This window comes from Zunongwangia sp. L-65, from assembly GCF_056859415.1.
This window is the reverse complement of the sequence record NZ_JBSXOK010000052.1, coordinates 1-14,395: the sequence shown is the minus strand read 5'-3', so window position 1 is coordinate 14,395 and position 14,395 is coordinate 1. Positions and strand designations below refer to the sequence as shown.

Annotated in this window: 15 protein-coding genes; 1 reads left to right on the top strand and 14 read right to left on the bottom strand. The window is 33.1% G+C overall.

All coding sequences use genetic code 11. The features are described 5' to 3' along the window. Positions 1 to 288: 288 nt before the first annotated feature. The 14 genes from AC13DP_RS07755 to AC13DP_RS07690 all read right to left on the bottom strand — a co-directional run bounded on the left by AC13DP_RS07755 (position 289) and on the right by AC13DP_RS07690 (position 13,661). The gene (locus AC13DP_RS07755) at positions 289 to 1,002 is read right to left on the bottom strand and encodes a GIN domain-containing protein (RefSeq protein ID WP_483067511.1); all 714 of its coding nucleotides are present in this window, start codon (positions 1,000 to 1,002) and stop codon (positions 289 to 291) included. Positions 1,003 to 1,018: 16 nt separating this feature from the next. Next, a complete protein-coding gene (locus AC13DP_RS07750) occupies positions 1,019 to 3,442 on the bottom strand; it encodes an outer membrane beta-barrel family protein (RefSeq protein ID WP_483067510.1) in 2,424 nt (807 codons plus the stop codon). Then, a complete protein-coding gene (locus tag AC13DP_RS07745; RefSeq protein ID WP_483067509.1) occupies positions 3,432 to 3,686 on the bottom strand; it encodes a hypothetical protein in 255 nt (84 codons plus the stop codon). The genes AC13DP_RS07750 and AC13DP_RS07745 overlap by 11 nt, the downstream gene beginning before the upstream one ends. A gap of 3 nt (positions 3,687 to 3,689) precedes the next feature. Next, positions 3,690 to 4,232 (bottom strand): FlmC family 2OG-Fe(II) oxygenase, encoded by a 543-nt coding sequence (gene flmC / locus AC13DP_RS07740; RefSeq protein ID WP_483067508.1) that lies wholly within the window; start codon positions 4,230 to 4,232, stop codon positions 3,690 to 3,692. Then, complete coding sequence (locus tag AC13DP_RS07735) at positions 4,222 to 4,791, bottom strand: 2OG-Fe(II) oxygenase (protein WP_483067507.1); 570 nt, start codon at positions 4,789 to 4,791, stop codon at positions 4,222 to 4,224. The genes flmC and AC13DP_RS07735 overlap by 11 nt, the downstream gene beginning before the upstream one ends. Continuing rightward, positions 4,781 to 5,377, bottom strand: coding sequence for a 2OG-Fe(II) oxygenase (locus AC13DP_RS07730; protein ID WP_483067506.1), 597 nt, complete (start codon positions 5,375 to 5,377; stop codon positions 4,781 to 4,783). Before AC13DP_RS07730 ends, AC13DP_RS07735 begins: the two co-directional genes overlap by 11 nt. Next, a complete protein-coding gene (locus AC13DP_RS07725; RefSeq protein WP_483067505.1) occupies positions 5,370 to 5,939 on the bottom strand; it encodes a 2OG-Fe(II) oxygenase in 570 nt (189 codons plus the stop codon). The genes AC13DP_RS07730 and AC13DP_RS07725 overlap by 8 nt, the downstream gene beginning before the upstream one ends. Next, positions 5,936 to 6,772 (bottom strand): cupin-like domain-containing protein, encoded by an 837-nt coding sequence (locus AC13DP_RS07720; RefSeq protein ID WP_483067504.1) that lies wholly within the window; start codon positions 6,770 to 6,772, stop codon positions 5,936 to 5,938. The genes AC13DP_RS07725 and AC13DP_RS07720 overlap by 4 nt, the downstream gene beginning before the upstream one ends. Positions 6,773 to 6,786: 14 nt before the next feature. Further along, a complete protein-coding gene (locus AC13DP_RS07715; RefSeq protein ID WP_483067503.1) occupies positions 6,787 to 8,706 on the bottom strand; it encodes a S8 family serine peptidase in 1,920 nt (639 codons plus the stop codon). A gap of 8 nt (positions 8,707 to 8,714) precedes the next feature. Continuing rightward, positions 8,715 to 10,166: a FlmE/OhkG family radical SAM/SPASM peptide maturase gene (locus AC13DP_RS07710; RefSeq protein WP_483067502.1), complete on the bottom strand. Its 1,452-nt coding sequence runs from the start codon at positions 10,164 to 10,166 to the stop codon at positions 8,715 to 8,717. A gap of 260 nt (positions 10,167 to 10,426) precedes the next feature. Next, positions 10,427 to 10,567 carry a hypothetical protein gene (locus AC13DP_RS07705; RefSeq protein ID WP_483067501.1) on the bottom strand — a complete coding sequence of 47 codons (141 nt, stop codon included), beginning with the start codon at positions 10,565 to 10,567 and terminating at the stop codon, positions 10,427 to 10,429. 71 nt (positions 10,568 to 10,638) lie between these two features. Then, positions 10,639 to 10,830, bottom strand: coding sequence for a FlmA family RiPP peptide (flmA, locus tag AC13DP_RS07700; RefSeq protein ID WP_483067500.1), 192 nt, complete (start codon positions 10,828 to 10,830; stop codon positions 10,639 to 10,641). Positions 10,831 to 10,885: 55 nt separating this feature from the next. After that, a complete protein-coding gene (locus AC13DP_RS07695) occupies positions 10,886 to 12,781 on the bottom strand; it encodes a S41 family peptidase (protein ID WP_483067499.1) in 1,896 nt (631 codons plus the stop codon). Further along, entirely contained in the window at positions 12,774 to 13,661 is an 888-nt protein-coding gene (locus AC13DP_RS07690) for a peptide arginase family protein (RefSeq protein ID WP_483067498.1), read from the bottom strand. Before AC13DP_RS07690 ends, AC13DP_RS07695 begins: the two co-directional genes overlap by 8 nt. Before the next feature lie 141 nt (positions 13,662 to 13,802). Here AC13DP_RS07690 and AC13DP_RS07685 point away from each other — a divergent pair, with 141 nt between their 5' ends. Beyond that, positions 13,803 to 14,273 carry an ABC transporter transmembrane domain-containing protein gene (locus AC13DP_RS07685; RefSeq protein ID WP_483067497.1) on the top strand — a complete coding sequence of 157 codons (471 nt, stop codon included), beginning with the start codon at positions 13,803 to 13,805 and terminating at the stop codon, positions 14,271 to 14,273. Positions 14,274 to 14,395: the final 122 nt, after the last annotated feature.

Here is a 14,395-nt window from a genome sequence, read left to right as displayed (position 1 = left end):
GGGAGAAGATCTGGGAATAAAAATGAAATAGACCCAATTCTCAAAACAAAATAAATAACAAAGCTTAAGCATAACTTATAAAACGTAATTATGAGTTTGGAGCTACAATTGTCCCTTTACTCTCTTTTCCTTTGGTTCTATACCCTATATTTTGTTTTTAAAACATCAACTTACAAGAGGATCATCAGACACCTCTATAATAAAATATTCAATTAGACTTAGCCCTGCAATCAAAAAAGGATAATAAGTTACTATTCTTTTTTGGTGGGATCTATAAATATTTACTAATTAAAAACTAGAAAGAGTACAAGTGCTCATATCAATACCTTTTGCCAATTCTAAGCTAGGACTCCCTTTATAGTATACGTTTGTTGTCTTAAAGCTTACAATACTTAATACATCCATTACCGATATTTTGATATTTGAACTAATAGCATTTTCAATCGCAAAATCTGCAACATGAAGTTTTTTAAATTCTAAGTTAGAAGCCTTAGAATTAAGAATTACATTCTTAATCTTCCCATTTAATTGAAGGTTGGACCCATCCATCATTAATTTAAGTGTTACTCCTTCAACATTCCCTTTCACCGACTCACAAGCCTTTAATTGTAATTTAAGGTTCGATAGTGATGATATATCTAATTCTGCATTCGGAACAAGTTCTAAAATAAGCTTTTCTACAGATTCTAAATTGCTATAAATACGCACCTCCGAATTTGCTTTTAGCATTTTCCTATGTTTCGGATTCTTAAGATCAATCCTAATAGGACTCATACTTACAGAAAAACGACCAGATTCTTGATTCATTGAGAATCGATTCTTGAGAATCTCATCATAAATAACAACTACAGAGTTTTCTGAAGAAGGTATTATCATTGCTTTTTTAAAATTAGAAACGCTAATCTCATCGATAGCTGTAAGACTATAAGTAATATCTTCTTGTGCCTGAGAATGGAAACAAATTCCAAAATAAAGGCAAATAATTATAAATATTTTTTTCATTTGTACAACAGTTTAATTATTCAATTCTATCCTCTTCATCCTCTCCGGGTGCTTCTATTTCATGTATCTCTGGATCTCTTTTACCACTGCTAAAATTATAAGATAAGCTTAATTTAAACATTTGACTGGTAAACTTAGATGAACTAATACGATTAATATCATCAAAATTCGCATATGTTTTTGATTTTTGGGTATAAAAAATATCATATAGACTAGCATTGACATGTAGCTTTTGATCTAAGAAAGATTTCTTAACGGTAAAATTAAGTGTTCCCTGTGGGTTTATTTCATAAATAGAATAAATGTTCTTTGATTGATAGTAGCCATTCAGTTCTAGATAAAAATCATTTTTTAAGTTGAAGCTATGGGACATATAATAAAATAATGTAGCCTGACTATAGGTTCCTTCTAGATCTCCTTTATTGATTACAACCTCCTTGTAATAAAGATTTAAGTAATTATTTATACTATACCAGTCTGTCACTTTAATAGGAATGCTACTAGATAAAAAATAATAATGTTCATCACTTAAGTTGCTGTAAGTTGATACAACCGTTAATCCATCAGAATCTTTCTCGAGCATTTCCCCAACAAGAGAAGCCGTATTTTTATACCCCATATTAAAATAGTACTTTTTCTTGTATAAATAACTCAATTCAATACTATTGGCAAAGGCAGGCTGTAAATCCGGATTTCCTGTACTATAACTATATGGGGTTTCGTAATCGATGAAAGGGTTTAAATATTCATATGCAGGTCTCAAAATACGCCGTCCATAAGACAGGTTTAGACTGTGATTTTCTCCAAATTGTCGTTGGAAAAAAAGAGTAGGAAAAAAATCCAGACGATTCTTATTAAAACTAGTATTACTGGTTATCGAATTTCCACTATACACAGTTCGTTCCATACGAAGCCCTCCACTAATACTCCAAGCATCCCATTCCTTCTGAACACTTCCATAAAATGCATAAATATCTTCATTATATAAAAACTGATTAGATCGTTGTGAATCAACATTAATATTAGGCTGCATTCCCGTATAAAACAAATTGGAATTATCTGTATCAATAAAACTTAATTTACTCCCAGCCTGAAGTTTCCATTTTTTCTTAAAACTCTTTTCAAAATCCAATTTTCCAATTTGAATATTGACTTTTATAGGATTGTCTATAAAAGAACTATCAACTTCTCTTATAGGGCTACCGTCAGGGTACAAAAAATCACTTTTATAAAATGCATTGGAAGGATTGTTATAAAACAAAACTTCATAACTACTAGATAAGCGGCTTCCCATAGTATCTAAAGCTATATCATAATAAGCAGTTAATGATTGATTGTTTAGCAATTCACTTTCTGTGTTTTTAGTCACAAATAAAGAATCTACATTACTCGGGACACTATAAACCTCTGTGTTTGAATGATAATTCATATCCCAATCCACATAATTTAACCGGTAGCGAACCCCTACTTTATGTTTTTCAGAGATTGCATAATCAACAGCAAATTCCGAACTGTGATTATTGTAGGTCTCACGGTAGGTATCATCTTGATTAAACACAAATGGTTCAGCACCTTCATAGGTTTGCTCTTGAACAATATCGTTGTAAAAGTTAAACAGAGAATAGCTATAATTCAGTTGAAAATTAAACTTACCTGTACGGTAGTTAAGTAATGTACCTCCTCCAACTCCTGGATAACGATGCTGTTCATAATAGGAATTGACATTCCCAGATATACCATACCGATATTCTCGTTTTGTTACTATATTGATAATAGCAACAGTACCTGTAGCATCATACTGAGCACCTGGAACAGATGACACTTCCATATTTTTAATAGATTCCGATGGAATGGCACGCAAATAGGACATTAACTGCTGTCCACTCAGCCAAATCCGACGACGATCTACATATAAAATTACACCTTGCTGCCCTCTAAAATTGATATTCCCCAATCCATCAGTTTTTACCTCCGGTATAATATTCATTAAATTATACAGATTCTCTCCTGTTGAGTAAATACTTGTTGCTACATTCACCACCACCTTGTCTATTTTTCGTTCAATAGTAGGAATGGTTGCTTTTAGTTTCACTTCAGAAAGTTCTACACTACTACGTGCCAGTGAGATTGTGCCTAAATCAAAATCTCCATCCATCGTCTTAGTAACTTTATAGGGCTCCATGCCCATAAAATAAACTGAAATTAGATAGTTATACTGTCCTTGCACAGATATCTCAAATCTACCATTTTTATCAGTAACAACTCCGGTAATTAAAGTAGAATCTTTAGCACTTCTTACAACCACATCAGCACCATAAACAGCCGTGTGATCTTCATCAAACAAAACTATTCCGGTAAGCTTAAAACCATCCTGTTGTTGACAATATGCAAAGTTGGATAGAAGCATCATTAGTATTATAAATGCATTTTCACTGCTCATTTTCTTTTATATGCTTTACAGTTCTATCAATTACTATAAAAATATCAGAGAAAAAATCCAGATCAACTTCATCATCATCAAACTCAATATCAAACTCATCTTCCAAAGAAGTCACTAACATCAAAGCGAGCATAGATTCGGAAATCATAGCCTGTAACTTGTCATTTAGTGAAAGCCCTTCAAAGATTAAAAACTGTTCCTCTAAAAAAAGTCGTTGGATAACATTTAGTACTTTTTCTCTCATAAACTATAATGTGTATTTTAAAGCCAAACTATATCTTGGAATCTTACAAATTCTGGAAGGTACCGTACCTGTATGCTCAATGTTTCCAGGAAAAATCACAAAGCGTCCTGGTCTAGGTAATACGGCAGCTCTAGTATCTTTATTAGAATAAAATAACGTTTCGCCAGCCCACTTATATTCCCACTTCTGATTTACATAATACAACACAGTAATATCCTTGCTGTCCTGATCACAATCATAGTGAGGAAACTCAACATCTCCATAACAGCTCATATTAATATAAGAGCGATTAAGCTTGTATGCATCACAATAATATTCCGTAACCAATGCTCTGGCCTTAGCACCAATATAAGTCTCAGTTTCAAAAACATTTGGTTCAAAATCTACGCTAAATATAGGGAATTCATCTTTTTCATCATCTCGCTCGTGCTTGTAAAACGAGAGCCCGTTTACATAGGTGAAGAAGTCTTGTATTTCCTCAAAGGGAAGAAGTTCATCCAAAACATAAATTTTCTGATTTTCTATTTCAATAATTCTATTTTTCATATGTAGGTTCTTTTAATCTTATTTTTAAAGCTAAACTTAATCGTGTTTCATTGCAATTTGCACTGGGAAGTCCTGCGGTATGCTCAACAAACCCCGGAAATATGACAAATCTTCCTGGTTTGGGCAACACCCCAAAAACAGAATCACCGTTGTGATAAAATATGGTTTCTCCACCCCAGGTATAATCCCAAGTTTGATTAATATAATATAGGACTGTTATATGCTTATCTGTTGTATCGCAATCTCGATGAAGAAATTGCATATCTCCGTATTTAAGCAAATTCACATAGGCTTCTTCAACTGAATACTGATCAACTTCTCCTATAAAATCTGTAAATAACTTCCAAGAGGCCTTTCCTATTGGATGTGACGTTTTAAATTTATCGCCATCAAAATGGGCACTATAATACAAAAATGGATCTCCTTCAAAATCTTTTTGATGTCTCCTGTAAGGCAACGCATTTGCATATTCATGGAAATTAGCTATTACATCTTCTTTTAAGAAATCGTCTATAATAAAAATTTTTTGCCCGTTAAGGTCTTCAATCTTAACTTTCATTTTCTTTTTGATTGTTTATTTGTTCGAGTAGGTTTTTTTTTGAAATATATTTCAAACCAATAGTATACCTAGGCTGTTCTGCAACACATGTAGGAATACCGGCTTTATGCTCTATATATCCATCAAAAACTACAAAGCGTCCGGGTTTTGGTAAAATTCCGATAATAGAATCTTCTGCGCTATAAAATATAGTCTCACCTCCCCAGCTATAATTCCATTTACTATTAGCATAATATAAGACTGTTATATCTCCCCTAGGAATTGATACATCTCTGTGAGGAAACTCCATATCACCTTTAAGTATCAGATTGATTGTAACTCTGTACAGGACGTACTCTTCCTTATAAAAAGAACAAACCAATTCGCTAGATTTCTGGCCAATAAGATTATCTTTCTCAAAAATTTTGGCACGTAAATCGCAAGAAAACTTAGGAAATTGATCCTCATCATTAGCTTTCTCCATTTTAAAGTATGATAACTTTATGATATACTTATAAAAAGCATCAATATCTTCTTTAGTAAGAATATCATCCAATACGTGAACCTCTTTTTTATTGATAATTTCTGTATATGATATATTATTCATGTAGTTTAAAATTTGACCTAGAGGTATACTTAAGTGCCAAGGTATATCTTACATCCTTAGCAAGTCGTGAAGGTATACCCGCTTTGTGCTCTACAATACCCGGGAAGATCACAAAACGCCCTGGTTTTGGCAAGATCCCTAATTCGGTATCACCTTGATTATAAAACAGAGTTTCGCCTCCCCAAGTATGTTCCCATTCCTTATTAATATAATATAAGAGTGTCACATCATCTCTTTGAGGAAGACAATCATAATGTGGCACTTCCATATCACCTTTAGTCATTAAATTGACTGCAACTCTAAACAAAATATAATCCTTCTCCGGATAAAATTTAGAAATCAACTTCCGAGCAATGTTTCCCATTGGCATTTTTAATTCAAATTCCTTTGGTTTCAAATCCAATGAAAAAGAGGGGTGATCATCCTGATCATTGTCACGTTCTTGTTTTAGAAAGGGTAACTTCACTATGTAATTATAGAATTCATCTACCTCAGATGGCAACAACATGTCATTGATGACATAAATTTGTTGATCTTCTATGAAATAGTGATTTATATTCATATGTATACTGAATTTAATTCTGAAAATCCACTGGCTACTATTGCATTAAGTGAATTGATTGATTTTATATTTTTACCTTTTTTAAAAAATTGTAAAACACGATCATAACAAGTTTCATTGATAAAGTTTTCTGTAATCGATGTGGTCAATCCAACGTTATAGACACTATGTAAACAATTTCCGGGAGAAAAAACTAAATCGCCAGGACGTTGAATACAAATCAGTGGTCTTACTTTATTGGTTAAAAAAAGTTCTGGATTCTCCAAATAGCTATCAAACTCATATGCTGCCGGCTGATTGAGAACTAACGACGCTACATTTTCAGGATAAAAAAACCATATTTTTATACCAGATATCAAGTAATTCCAAGCATTGGTATTCCATATATCAAGATGCAATTTTGTTTGTGTACCATCTCCTCCTACGTAAAGCCAACTCAAATCAGTTTTAGGAATACCTTCAGCTTTAGATCGATACCAACAATTAAACAACATAGGTGTTTGATAAGAAAACAATTTTTTAAATTGTTGTAATTGAACCACAAAATAATATGGTGTTGATCGTGTCTTTGTGACATGATCTAAATATGTTTTCAAGCTAAATTTTACCTTATCATTACCTCTACTCTCAACCGGGAAGGTATAATTAGAAGGAAATGTTTTTAATAAGTTCTCAATCGAAAATAATTCGCGTACCTCCCAATTCTGAAAAGCATGTCTGAACACCACTGGAATATTTCTAAATCCATAAGTGTTATTAAAAGTTGTTTTGGTAATCGTCTCCGAATAATTCTCGGATATGTGGGTAAAAGTATCTTTTAAATTTTCAATCATGATGAGTTATTAGGTTAGGTTAATTCCACATTTGTTACTGCAAACGAAGATTGTATTGCTTCTAAAATAAATTGCCTGTTCGTACTATCTAAAATATCAATTACTGGTTTGCCCAAGTGTTTTTCGAAATGGCGTCTTTTCTCTTGATAGGCATGATCGTCTAACACATAATTTTTGGGAATTCCATGACTTTTTTGCATAAAGGTATGAGGTGTTAAACAATAAAAAATAACAGTACAATTAACATAAGCTTGAATGGTTTGTTCTGTTTTCAGAATAAAGTCAATTTGATCATGTGGGCTAATGGTTACTATCAAAACATCCGGATAAACTCCCATAAGATATGATAAGCTTTTTAGGCCTGCTCCATTGGCTCCGAAATTTACTGGATGAACCGGAATTACACCTCCTTGCCCACCTGTAATAATAATTTCAGGCTGGTAAAGTAGTTCTATACATTGCATATATGTTGCGAGGATCCGTCCCCATTCACCGGTATTAACACTTACTGTAGGATGATGACCAAAAGGAAAGGTGAAATCTGCACCAAACAAAATACCTTGTGGTTCCGTCGCAACATGGGATATTTTATACCCAGTCTTTTCTAAAACATCTTTGATAATAAGCTGAGTGGTAAATTTTCCTTGTTTGCTTCCGGTACCTACTACGGCTAACACAGGAGTTTGCAACTTTGGTAACGGAGCCAAGGCATATAGTTTTTTAATAAGTTTTCCATCTACATGTGTAAAGAATACTTTGCCTTTGTAAGGGACCGATTGTTGTTTTATTAAACTCTGTACCAACCTAAAAACCTCCGAATCCCAAACTATCAAGTTTTTATTGGCCGCAATACAGCGTTGTAAAAGCTTATATCCATAAAATAAATTATGATCCAATAATTGATCTAAAAAATAGCCTACAACTAAAGTATCAAAAAGTGCTAATTCTTGTTCTGTCAGCGTCTTATTTGTTGTCGGAATCTGGTTAGTCTCGAAAAGCTCCGTCAACTGTTGATTGTATTTTATTTGTTTGGCATTACCAATACCCAAGGTTATAGGCTTCTTTACTAAATGACTGAACTGCATCAAACTGCCAATTTCTTTTTCATCAAAGGGATAAAGCGCTATTCTCTCAACAGATACCGGTAATTGCTGAGAAGAGAGTATTTCACTAATAATAGGAACTTCATCAGCAACCATTGTTGCAACAGTCTGTTGATTTGTTCCATGTTTGGTTATACTTACAATTCCGTCTGTAGAATTTGTCTTAAGCCACGATTGCACATCCATTGAAGTGCCTATTGCTCCACTATGAAATGCACTTGCCAAAATTCCTGTAAAATGAGCCGTTGCAAGGCTCGTTCCACTTCCAAATCTAAAACTATTATTGAGATGTGCTACTCGTTGAAATCCTCCCTTAGCCAAAATATTTACTTTTGCATCCGAAAGATATTTAAAATCACTACTTTCCATAACTAGCCCGGTTCCTACTCCTAAAACATGAGAAAAGTAGGCAGGGTAACATTCTTTCTCAGAAATATAATATGCTGACGCAATGAGAAGAATACCACTATGAAAGGCTTTCAAACAAAGTGCTTTCAACTTTGGTGAAGGGTAATTAGTATTAATTCCCATACTGATATTTACTAATGTACAATCAGTATGTTTTAATAAATATTCGATAGATGTACACAAAAGTCCTTCTGATATACGCTCTTGAGCTGCGGTTACCTTCACTACAAAAAGAGAGACCTCCGGAGCATGTTTATGTATAATAGCACAAATCCCTGTACCGTGACCATTTTGATCTGATATGTCATCCAATAATTGATATTGACCGTTGTGATCTTCATGCAAATGAATCCCATGAACATCGCAATGCTCTAGTCGTTTATGACATTTGTCAATACCAGTATCTATTACTCCTATAATCACAAACTCTCTTATTTATTTGAATGTCCTGAATTTACGGCCTCTACATTACTTGGCATCGAAATAGTATCTGGAAGATCTAACATTCGTATATACTGTTCTTTTAAAAAGTCTTCTGTTTTATATTTCCAATAAGAACATTGTGGAACATCATGATTTACGGCATGATGTGCGCATGAAATTTGATCACACACAGGCAGATATTTACAACCTCTGCAAACTGGATTCACCTGATAACGGTTAAAGCTGGTATACGCATCAAATTTTGCTGAATCATATTTATCGAAAACAGTTGTAGTCGCCTGTTGATCATCATGAATTGTTTCCCAGCATTTGTGAACATTTCCTAAAGGATCAACTACAATGCCATTAGGATTTGCCCATGTAGGACAATCGGTTTGAAATTTTGGTAAATCCCATGATAAACGTGCATTTTTCAACCCTCTTGTAGATGCCCATTGATTAAATCTATCTATTTGAGTTAATCTAAAGTTCTGATAAATATCGAAAAATTCATCTACAGACAAACGTGCTTGCATATCTTCTTCAGAAATCTCTTCACCATCATAGGTTCTTAGCCAAGCTGGTGTAAAGAAGAAATTTTTATAGCGTCTGGGCCATATATCGTATTCACCTAAATCATCTAGAAGCGTCTTTAAAGTTGCAGCAACATTTTTATCTACATTTACTCTAATATTAATATCAAAGTCATCTGGTAGCGCAGCTAAATTTTCAACAATCTTAAAATAATTTTTTTGATTTTTTGATTTTAAGGGTCTATTTCGATCATGCACCTCTCGCGCTCCATCCAAAGTAACCTGGGCTTTACTAATATGGAGGTCTTGTAATACACTCACATTTTCAGGTGTTAAGTAAATCCCATTAGTAATTAAATCTGCCTCGTAACGCATTCCATGATCGACAGCAATTTCATAGAGAATTACCCCTAACTTTTTGATCCCTTTCATATTCATTAAAGGCTCTCCTCCGTACCAAGTTACTGCCAATGCTTGCCAATTGGTAGTTGGGCTACTAGCTATAATCTCTTCAATATACTTTCCTATTTGAGCTATGACATTATCATCTTTTAAAGTGTTGTTGGGTTTCACAAATTCAAAACAATAGGAGCACCCCATATTACACTGGATTGTTGTTCCTATGGTTAAGAAAATTGTTGCATTTGTCTGCGCTCTTTTTTTGTCCAAATAGATTTGTTCTGCCTCAGTGATAAAATCTTCTGTATCAACATCTAAATAACCTTTCTCCAATAGTCGTTCTATAAAAGGGGCATGTTTCACATAGGTACTATCACTAAAAAAATCTAAGCTCATTATTTCTGAAAAAAGGAGCCCTTCGGATAGAGAAAGAATTTCAATTCCTCCTGTAAATGTGTTATATAAAAGATATTCATTTTTTTCCCAAATTGGCACCAGTATATTATAGGGATTGTTGGAAAGCTTCATAAGCGATTATATTATATCTCTGCCTACAATGTATGTAGACAGAGATAAGTTAAAGTTTAAAATTAAGATGTTATCATCTCTATACTATCAGCATGTTTAGTCTTTCTTAGACTATTACAACCCTGTAGTTCTGGGCAAAGAAATTCTACTTCCTTTACAAGCTCATCTCTATGTAACACTGGTTTCAAAAGTTCCTTTTTAAAAACTTCTGTTTAACGATAATTCTTCTTGAATCTTCCATAGATGAATAATGCGCTTAGTTAGAATAAGATATCATCATCAATATCAACTTCTACACCATTAGAATGTTTCGTCTTTCTTAGACTATTACAGTTCTGTAGTTCCGGACAAAGAAATTCTACTTCCTTTACTAACTGATCTTTATGTAGCACTGGTTTCAAAAGCTCCTTTTTTAAAAACTTTTGGTCAATGATACTTTTTCTTGAATCTTCCATAATGAATACGCTCTAGTTTAGAATAAGATGTCGTCATCAACATCAACTTCCACTCCATTAGAGTGCTTCATTTTTCTCAGGGTATTACATGTTTGTAATTCACCACATAGAAATTCAGCTTCTTTTAGCAAATCATCTTGACGATTTACCGGCTTCAACAATTCTTTTTTTAAGAATTTCTCTTTAATCTGGTCTTTTTTTGACTTCATAATTTAAAGGATTTTATAGTTAAACAATTATTAATTTTATATACATCAGTACAAATTACGGTACATTTAAGTAAATCAATGCTTCTTCTAAAACTGTATCATTATAGGGTTGTAAATCATATACAGAAGTAGTTTCTATAAAAACATCAGGAGTAATACCAATATCCTCAATAGGAGTATCAAAAACATACTTTACTGGAGAGGCGCTATTGATTTGAATTGTAATAGTGCTTTCTGGAATTTTAAGAAAATAAGTGGGTATAATAGTTCCCATAGTAGTACTCTTACCTATAATAGTGACATCCTTACGCTGCTTTTTTAGTACATAAGTAAAAAGTTCTGCCGCAGAAGCCGTTAATTCGTCCACAAGTACCACTATATGACCGTCCTCTCGGTAATTGAAGCACATATCACGCTTAACTATAGTTGAATCGATCTGTTGGGTTTCCCTGTTAAGAGTTTTGGTAAATGTAAAATCATGCGGAATTAAATAGGAGAGAAGTCGAGCACCCTCTTCAGACTCTCCCCCTGTATTACCGCGCAGGTCTATTATGAGATTTTGGTGCATATTAACTTCATCAATATGGGAAGCAAAAGCTAGTGGAATATCCCTAAATATACTATTGAATTTAAAGTAAACCGTTTTGGCATCAAGTGTCTTAAAAGTACAATGAGATATTCTAAACCTTGAAGGTACTTTATACTTCTTTTTAAGTACATATTGCGACTCACTAACCTCTTCCGTTTCTGAATTTTGATACTTCAATAAAACTGTATCCCCAACCTGCTTAAACAATTTACTATTTATCTCATTGCGACTTAAAATTTTACGATAATTTGTTACTTTCTCCAAATCTGTATCCAAACTATCAAGAAAGATGTTATCTATTGCGCAAATTTTGGAATTAAGAGGAATTGTTGCTGCTAGTGCTTCATCGAATATAGCTGCCACACGATAAGATCCCTTGATGGGAAATAAACGAATTGGCCCTTTGGCTAAAATGGCTTCCTCACAATTTTTGATTTTTATACTAAAGTGAGGATCTGAAAATGTAGTAAACAAAAAATCTTCTAAAACATTTACAAAATCACATAACTGTTCAGTGGAATATGTCTCTTTCATAACACTGTTAAAATCATTTATAACAGTGTTTTTATTAATTCCTTTCTCCTCATAAAAAGGATAATCATTCAAACTGCTACGTAGAATATTCACAACTACATCTTTAGTCTCTAAGTAACTTTCTACCTCTAAAAATGTAGCAAACTCCTCGTCATAATACGCTGTGGGATAGTGACTATACAATCCAAATGAATTGTAGTCCTCCTTATTATAATCAGCCATATTAAAAAGTGATTTATTAGTAAAGGGAGACTTGAGAAATATTGGATTTGGCATCACTTTTTTGACATCCACTTTTTTACCAAGCCACAAAGCCCCGATAGCCAACTCTGCAGTTTGTGTGGTATCTTTTCTAGATACTGAAAATTGAATTTTATCTGGAAGTTCACTAAGCATTTCATCACTTAAATCTTCTTCTATCAACCATTGAAAGCCATTTGATTTGTACGTTGCTTGCGAGAGTAATTTTAAGGAATCAGCATATACTAAAGAGATTTCAAGCACTGCTACGTTGTAGGTATGAACTCTTGTAAAAAGGGTAAGATTTGAATTCCATTTTTCAGAAGAAATAAAATCTTTTACTGAAATTTCGTAACTATCAAGAGTATCAAACTCAGCGATAATTGCATGTTTTGTACTTGGATGAATATTAAATCCTGGAAAACAATAATCATCTACTGTTAATCCGGTTTGATCCATCGTAAATACCGTATCTATAATTGCATCATCCTCATAATACACATTTAATTGTGCGTATAACGAACCGCTCCAGAAAATTAAAGCAGCACACACTACACTATATATATATCTAAAATTTAATTTATACATATAAGCAATTTTCTTTGATTGAATAAATCTCATGTAATACCTCTAAGACCATTTCCTCTATTAGCTCCCATTGATCTGTTGGCGTATAACCACTATATCTTGACCTACAAACGGTAATTAATACCGGTTTCACTTCCAAGCTCAATAGCGTTTTTTTAAAATGACTTATGCGTTCTTTAATTATTTCGATAGACACTTTTCTATTCCCTGTCATTTTAACCGAATAATCATTCAAAACATAATAATACTTCCCACCTTTGGTTCTTGTCTCTATTTTATTCATCAAAAAAATTAGAGGATGATGTTTATTGCTATTGAATTCATCATACTCTGATTTCATTATTTCTATTACCACAGGATTTACATTAGCAGGATTTTCAATACATGAAAAATAATCCAAATCTATATCCAACAATATATGATCTGTTACCATTGACTTTGTCAACAAATTACCTTCATCAGTTTTACTGTAAACAAACGGTATCAATGTGGTATCTGCTACATGTTCTTCAATAGCATTTGTAAGCTTTCCCATCATAAGCATTGCACCTTCATTTTTCAAAGAGCACACATACATCTGATAATGAGTAACATTAGAAACATCTTGTTTTATCCATTTAACTACATCAATTATCCCTAAATAGATTGCAGGAACAATAAATGTGGCTATCCCAATCGCACCTGCAACTGATTCCCATGTTTTCTTACAAAACAACAAATCATTTATTGAGCTTTCAAAACTAGGCACACACATATCTGAATGATCATCAAAATGTAGTAGCGTGTGTCTATCCTTAGACATAACTCCATCTCTAACAGCATCTAACCAAACTTCAAATGCTTCGTTATGCTCTTCTATTATGTAACAAGGAATACTCAATGCTTCGTGTAACTTTTATTTATCGATATAAAGAAAGATAGAAAAACCAACAAAACGGTAAGGCTAGCCCTTACTAAAAGTAAGTTTGAAACTCACAGATTCCTTGAAAATGTGTTTTAATTTTAAGGAATTCAAAAAAAAATGATTCGTTATTATTTACAGTATTTAAAGCCATACACTTATAGGTTAATACTCCTATTTCTTTTAATAGTTAGTGCAAGTATCTCGGCATTAGCAACTCCTTATTTTTTAAAAATTATTATTGATAATGTTTTTCCAAAAGGCAATTATCAAGACTTATTAAAAATCGTTTGTATATTACTTTTTATCTATATTTTTCGAATTGCAGTTTCCTTTTGGTGCAGTATACTTCATACAAGTATTAGCCGATCTATAGTTGCCGATATGCGTGTTGATATTTTCAAAGGTGTTCTTAAAAAAGACAATGCATATTTTAGAGAAAATAAAATAGGAGAAATTATCTTTTTGATTACCAACGATGTAGAAAACATACAAGATGCTATTACATCATTAGCACTTTCGGTTATAAACAACATTATTACAGTATTAGGAATTCTAATAATGTTACTCATCTGGATGAGCCGGCCATAGTGAACCACGTGCGCCGGATGAAAGTGAGCATAGCAAACTAAGTGCGCAAAATCGATTCTACTGTGGTTAAATTTACTATTTATTTTTAAGTTTTTTCCTCATTGATTCCCCCTTGATATCTA

What these genes read in the sequence shown, in the direction of transcription:
- AC13DP_RS07725 (WP_483067505.1), bottom strand. Translation starts at nt 5,939, where the DNA reads ATGAATATAAATCACTATTTCATAGAAGATCAACAAATTTATGTCATC.
- AC13DP_RS07710 (WP_483067502.1), bottom strand. Translation starts at nt 10,166, where the DNA reads ATGAAGCTTTCCAACAATCCCTATAATATACTGGTGCCAATTTGGGAA.
- AC13DP_RS07695 (WP_483067499.1), bottom strand. Translation starts at nt 12,781, where the DNA reads ATGTATAAATTAAATTTTAGATATATATATAGTGTAGTGTGTGCTGCT.
- AC13DP_RS07685 (WP_483067497.1), top strand. Translation starts at nt 13,803, where the DNA reads ATGATTCGTTATTATTTACAGTATTTAAAGCCATACACTTATAGGTTA.
- AC13DP_RS07750 (WP_483067510.1), bottom strand. Translation starts at nt 3,442, where the DNA reads ATGAGCAGTGAAAATGCATTTATAATACTAATGATGCTTCTATCCAAC.
- AC13DP_RS07735 (WP_483067507.1), bottom strand. Translation starts at nt 4,791, where the DNA reads ATGAAAGTTAAGATTGAAGACCTTAACGGGCAAAAAATTTTTATTATA.
- flmC (WP_483067508.1), bottom strand. Translation starts at nt 4,232, where the DNA reads ATGAAAAATAGAATTATTGAAATAGAAAATCAGAAAATTTATGTTTTG.
- AC13DP_RS07720 (WP_483067504.1), bottom strand. Translation starts at nt 6,772, where the DNA reads ATGATTGAAAATTTAAAAGATACTTTTACCCACATATCCGAGAATTAT.
- AC13DP_RS07755 (WP_483067511.1), bottom strand. Translation starts at nt 1,002, where the DNA reads ATGAAAAAAATATTTATAATTATTTGCCTTTATTTTGGAATTTGTTTC.
- AC13DP_RS07745 (WP_483067509.1), bottom strand. Translation starts at nt 3,686, where the DNA reads ATGAGAGAAAAAGTACTAAATGTTATCCAACGACTTTTTTTAGAGGAA.
- AC13DP_RS07730 (WP_483067506.1), bottom strand. Translation starts at nt 5,377, where the DNA reads ATGAATAATATATCATATACAGAAATTATCAATAAAAAAGAGGTTCAC.
- flmA (WP_483067500.1), bottom strand. Translation starts at nt 10,830, where the DNA reads ATGAAGTCAAAAAAAGACCAGATTAAAGAGAAATTCTTAAAAAAAGAA.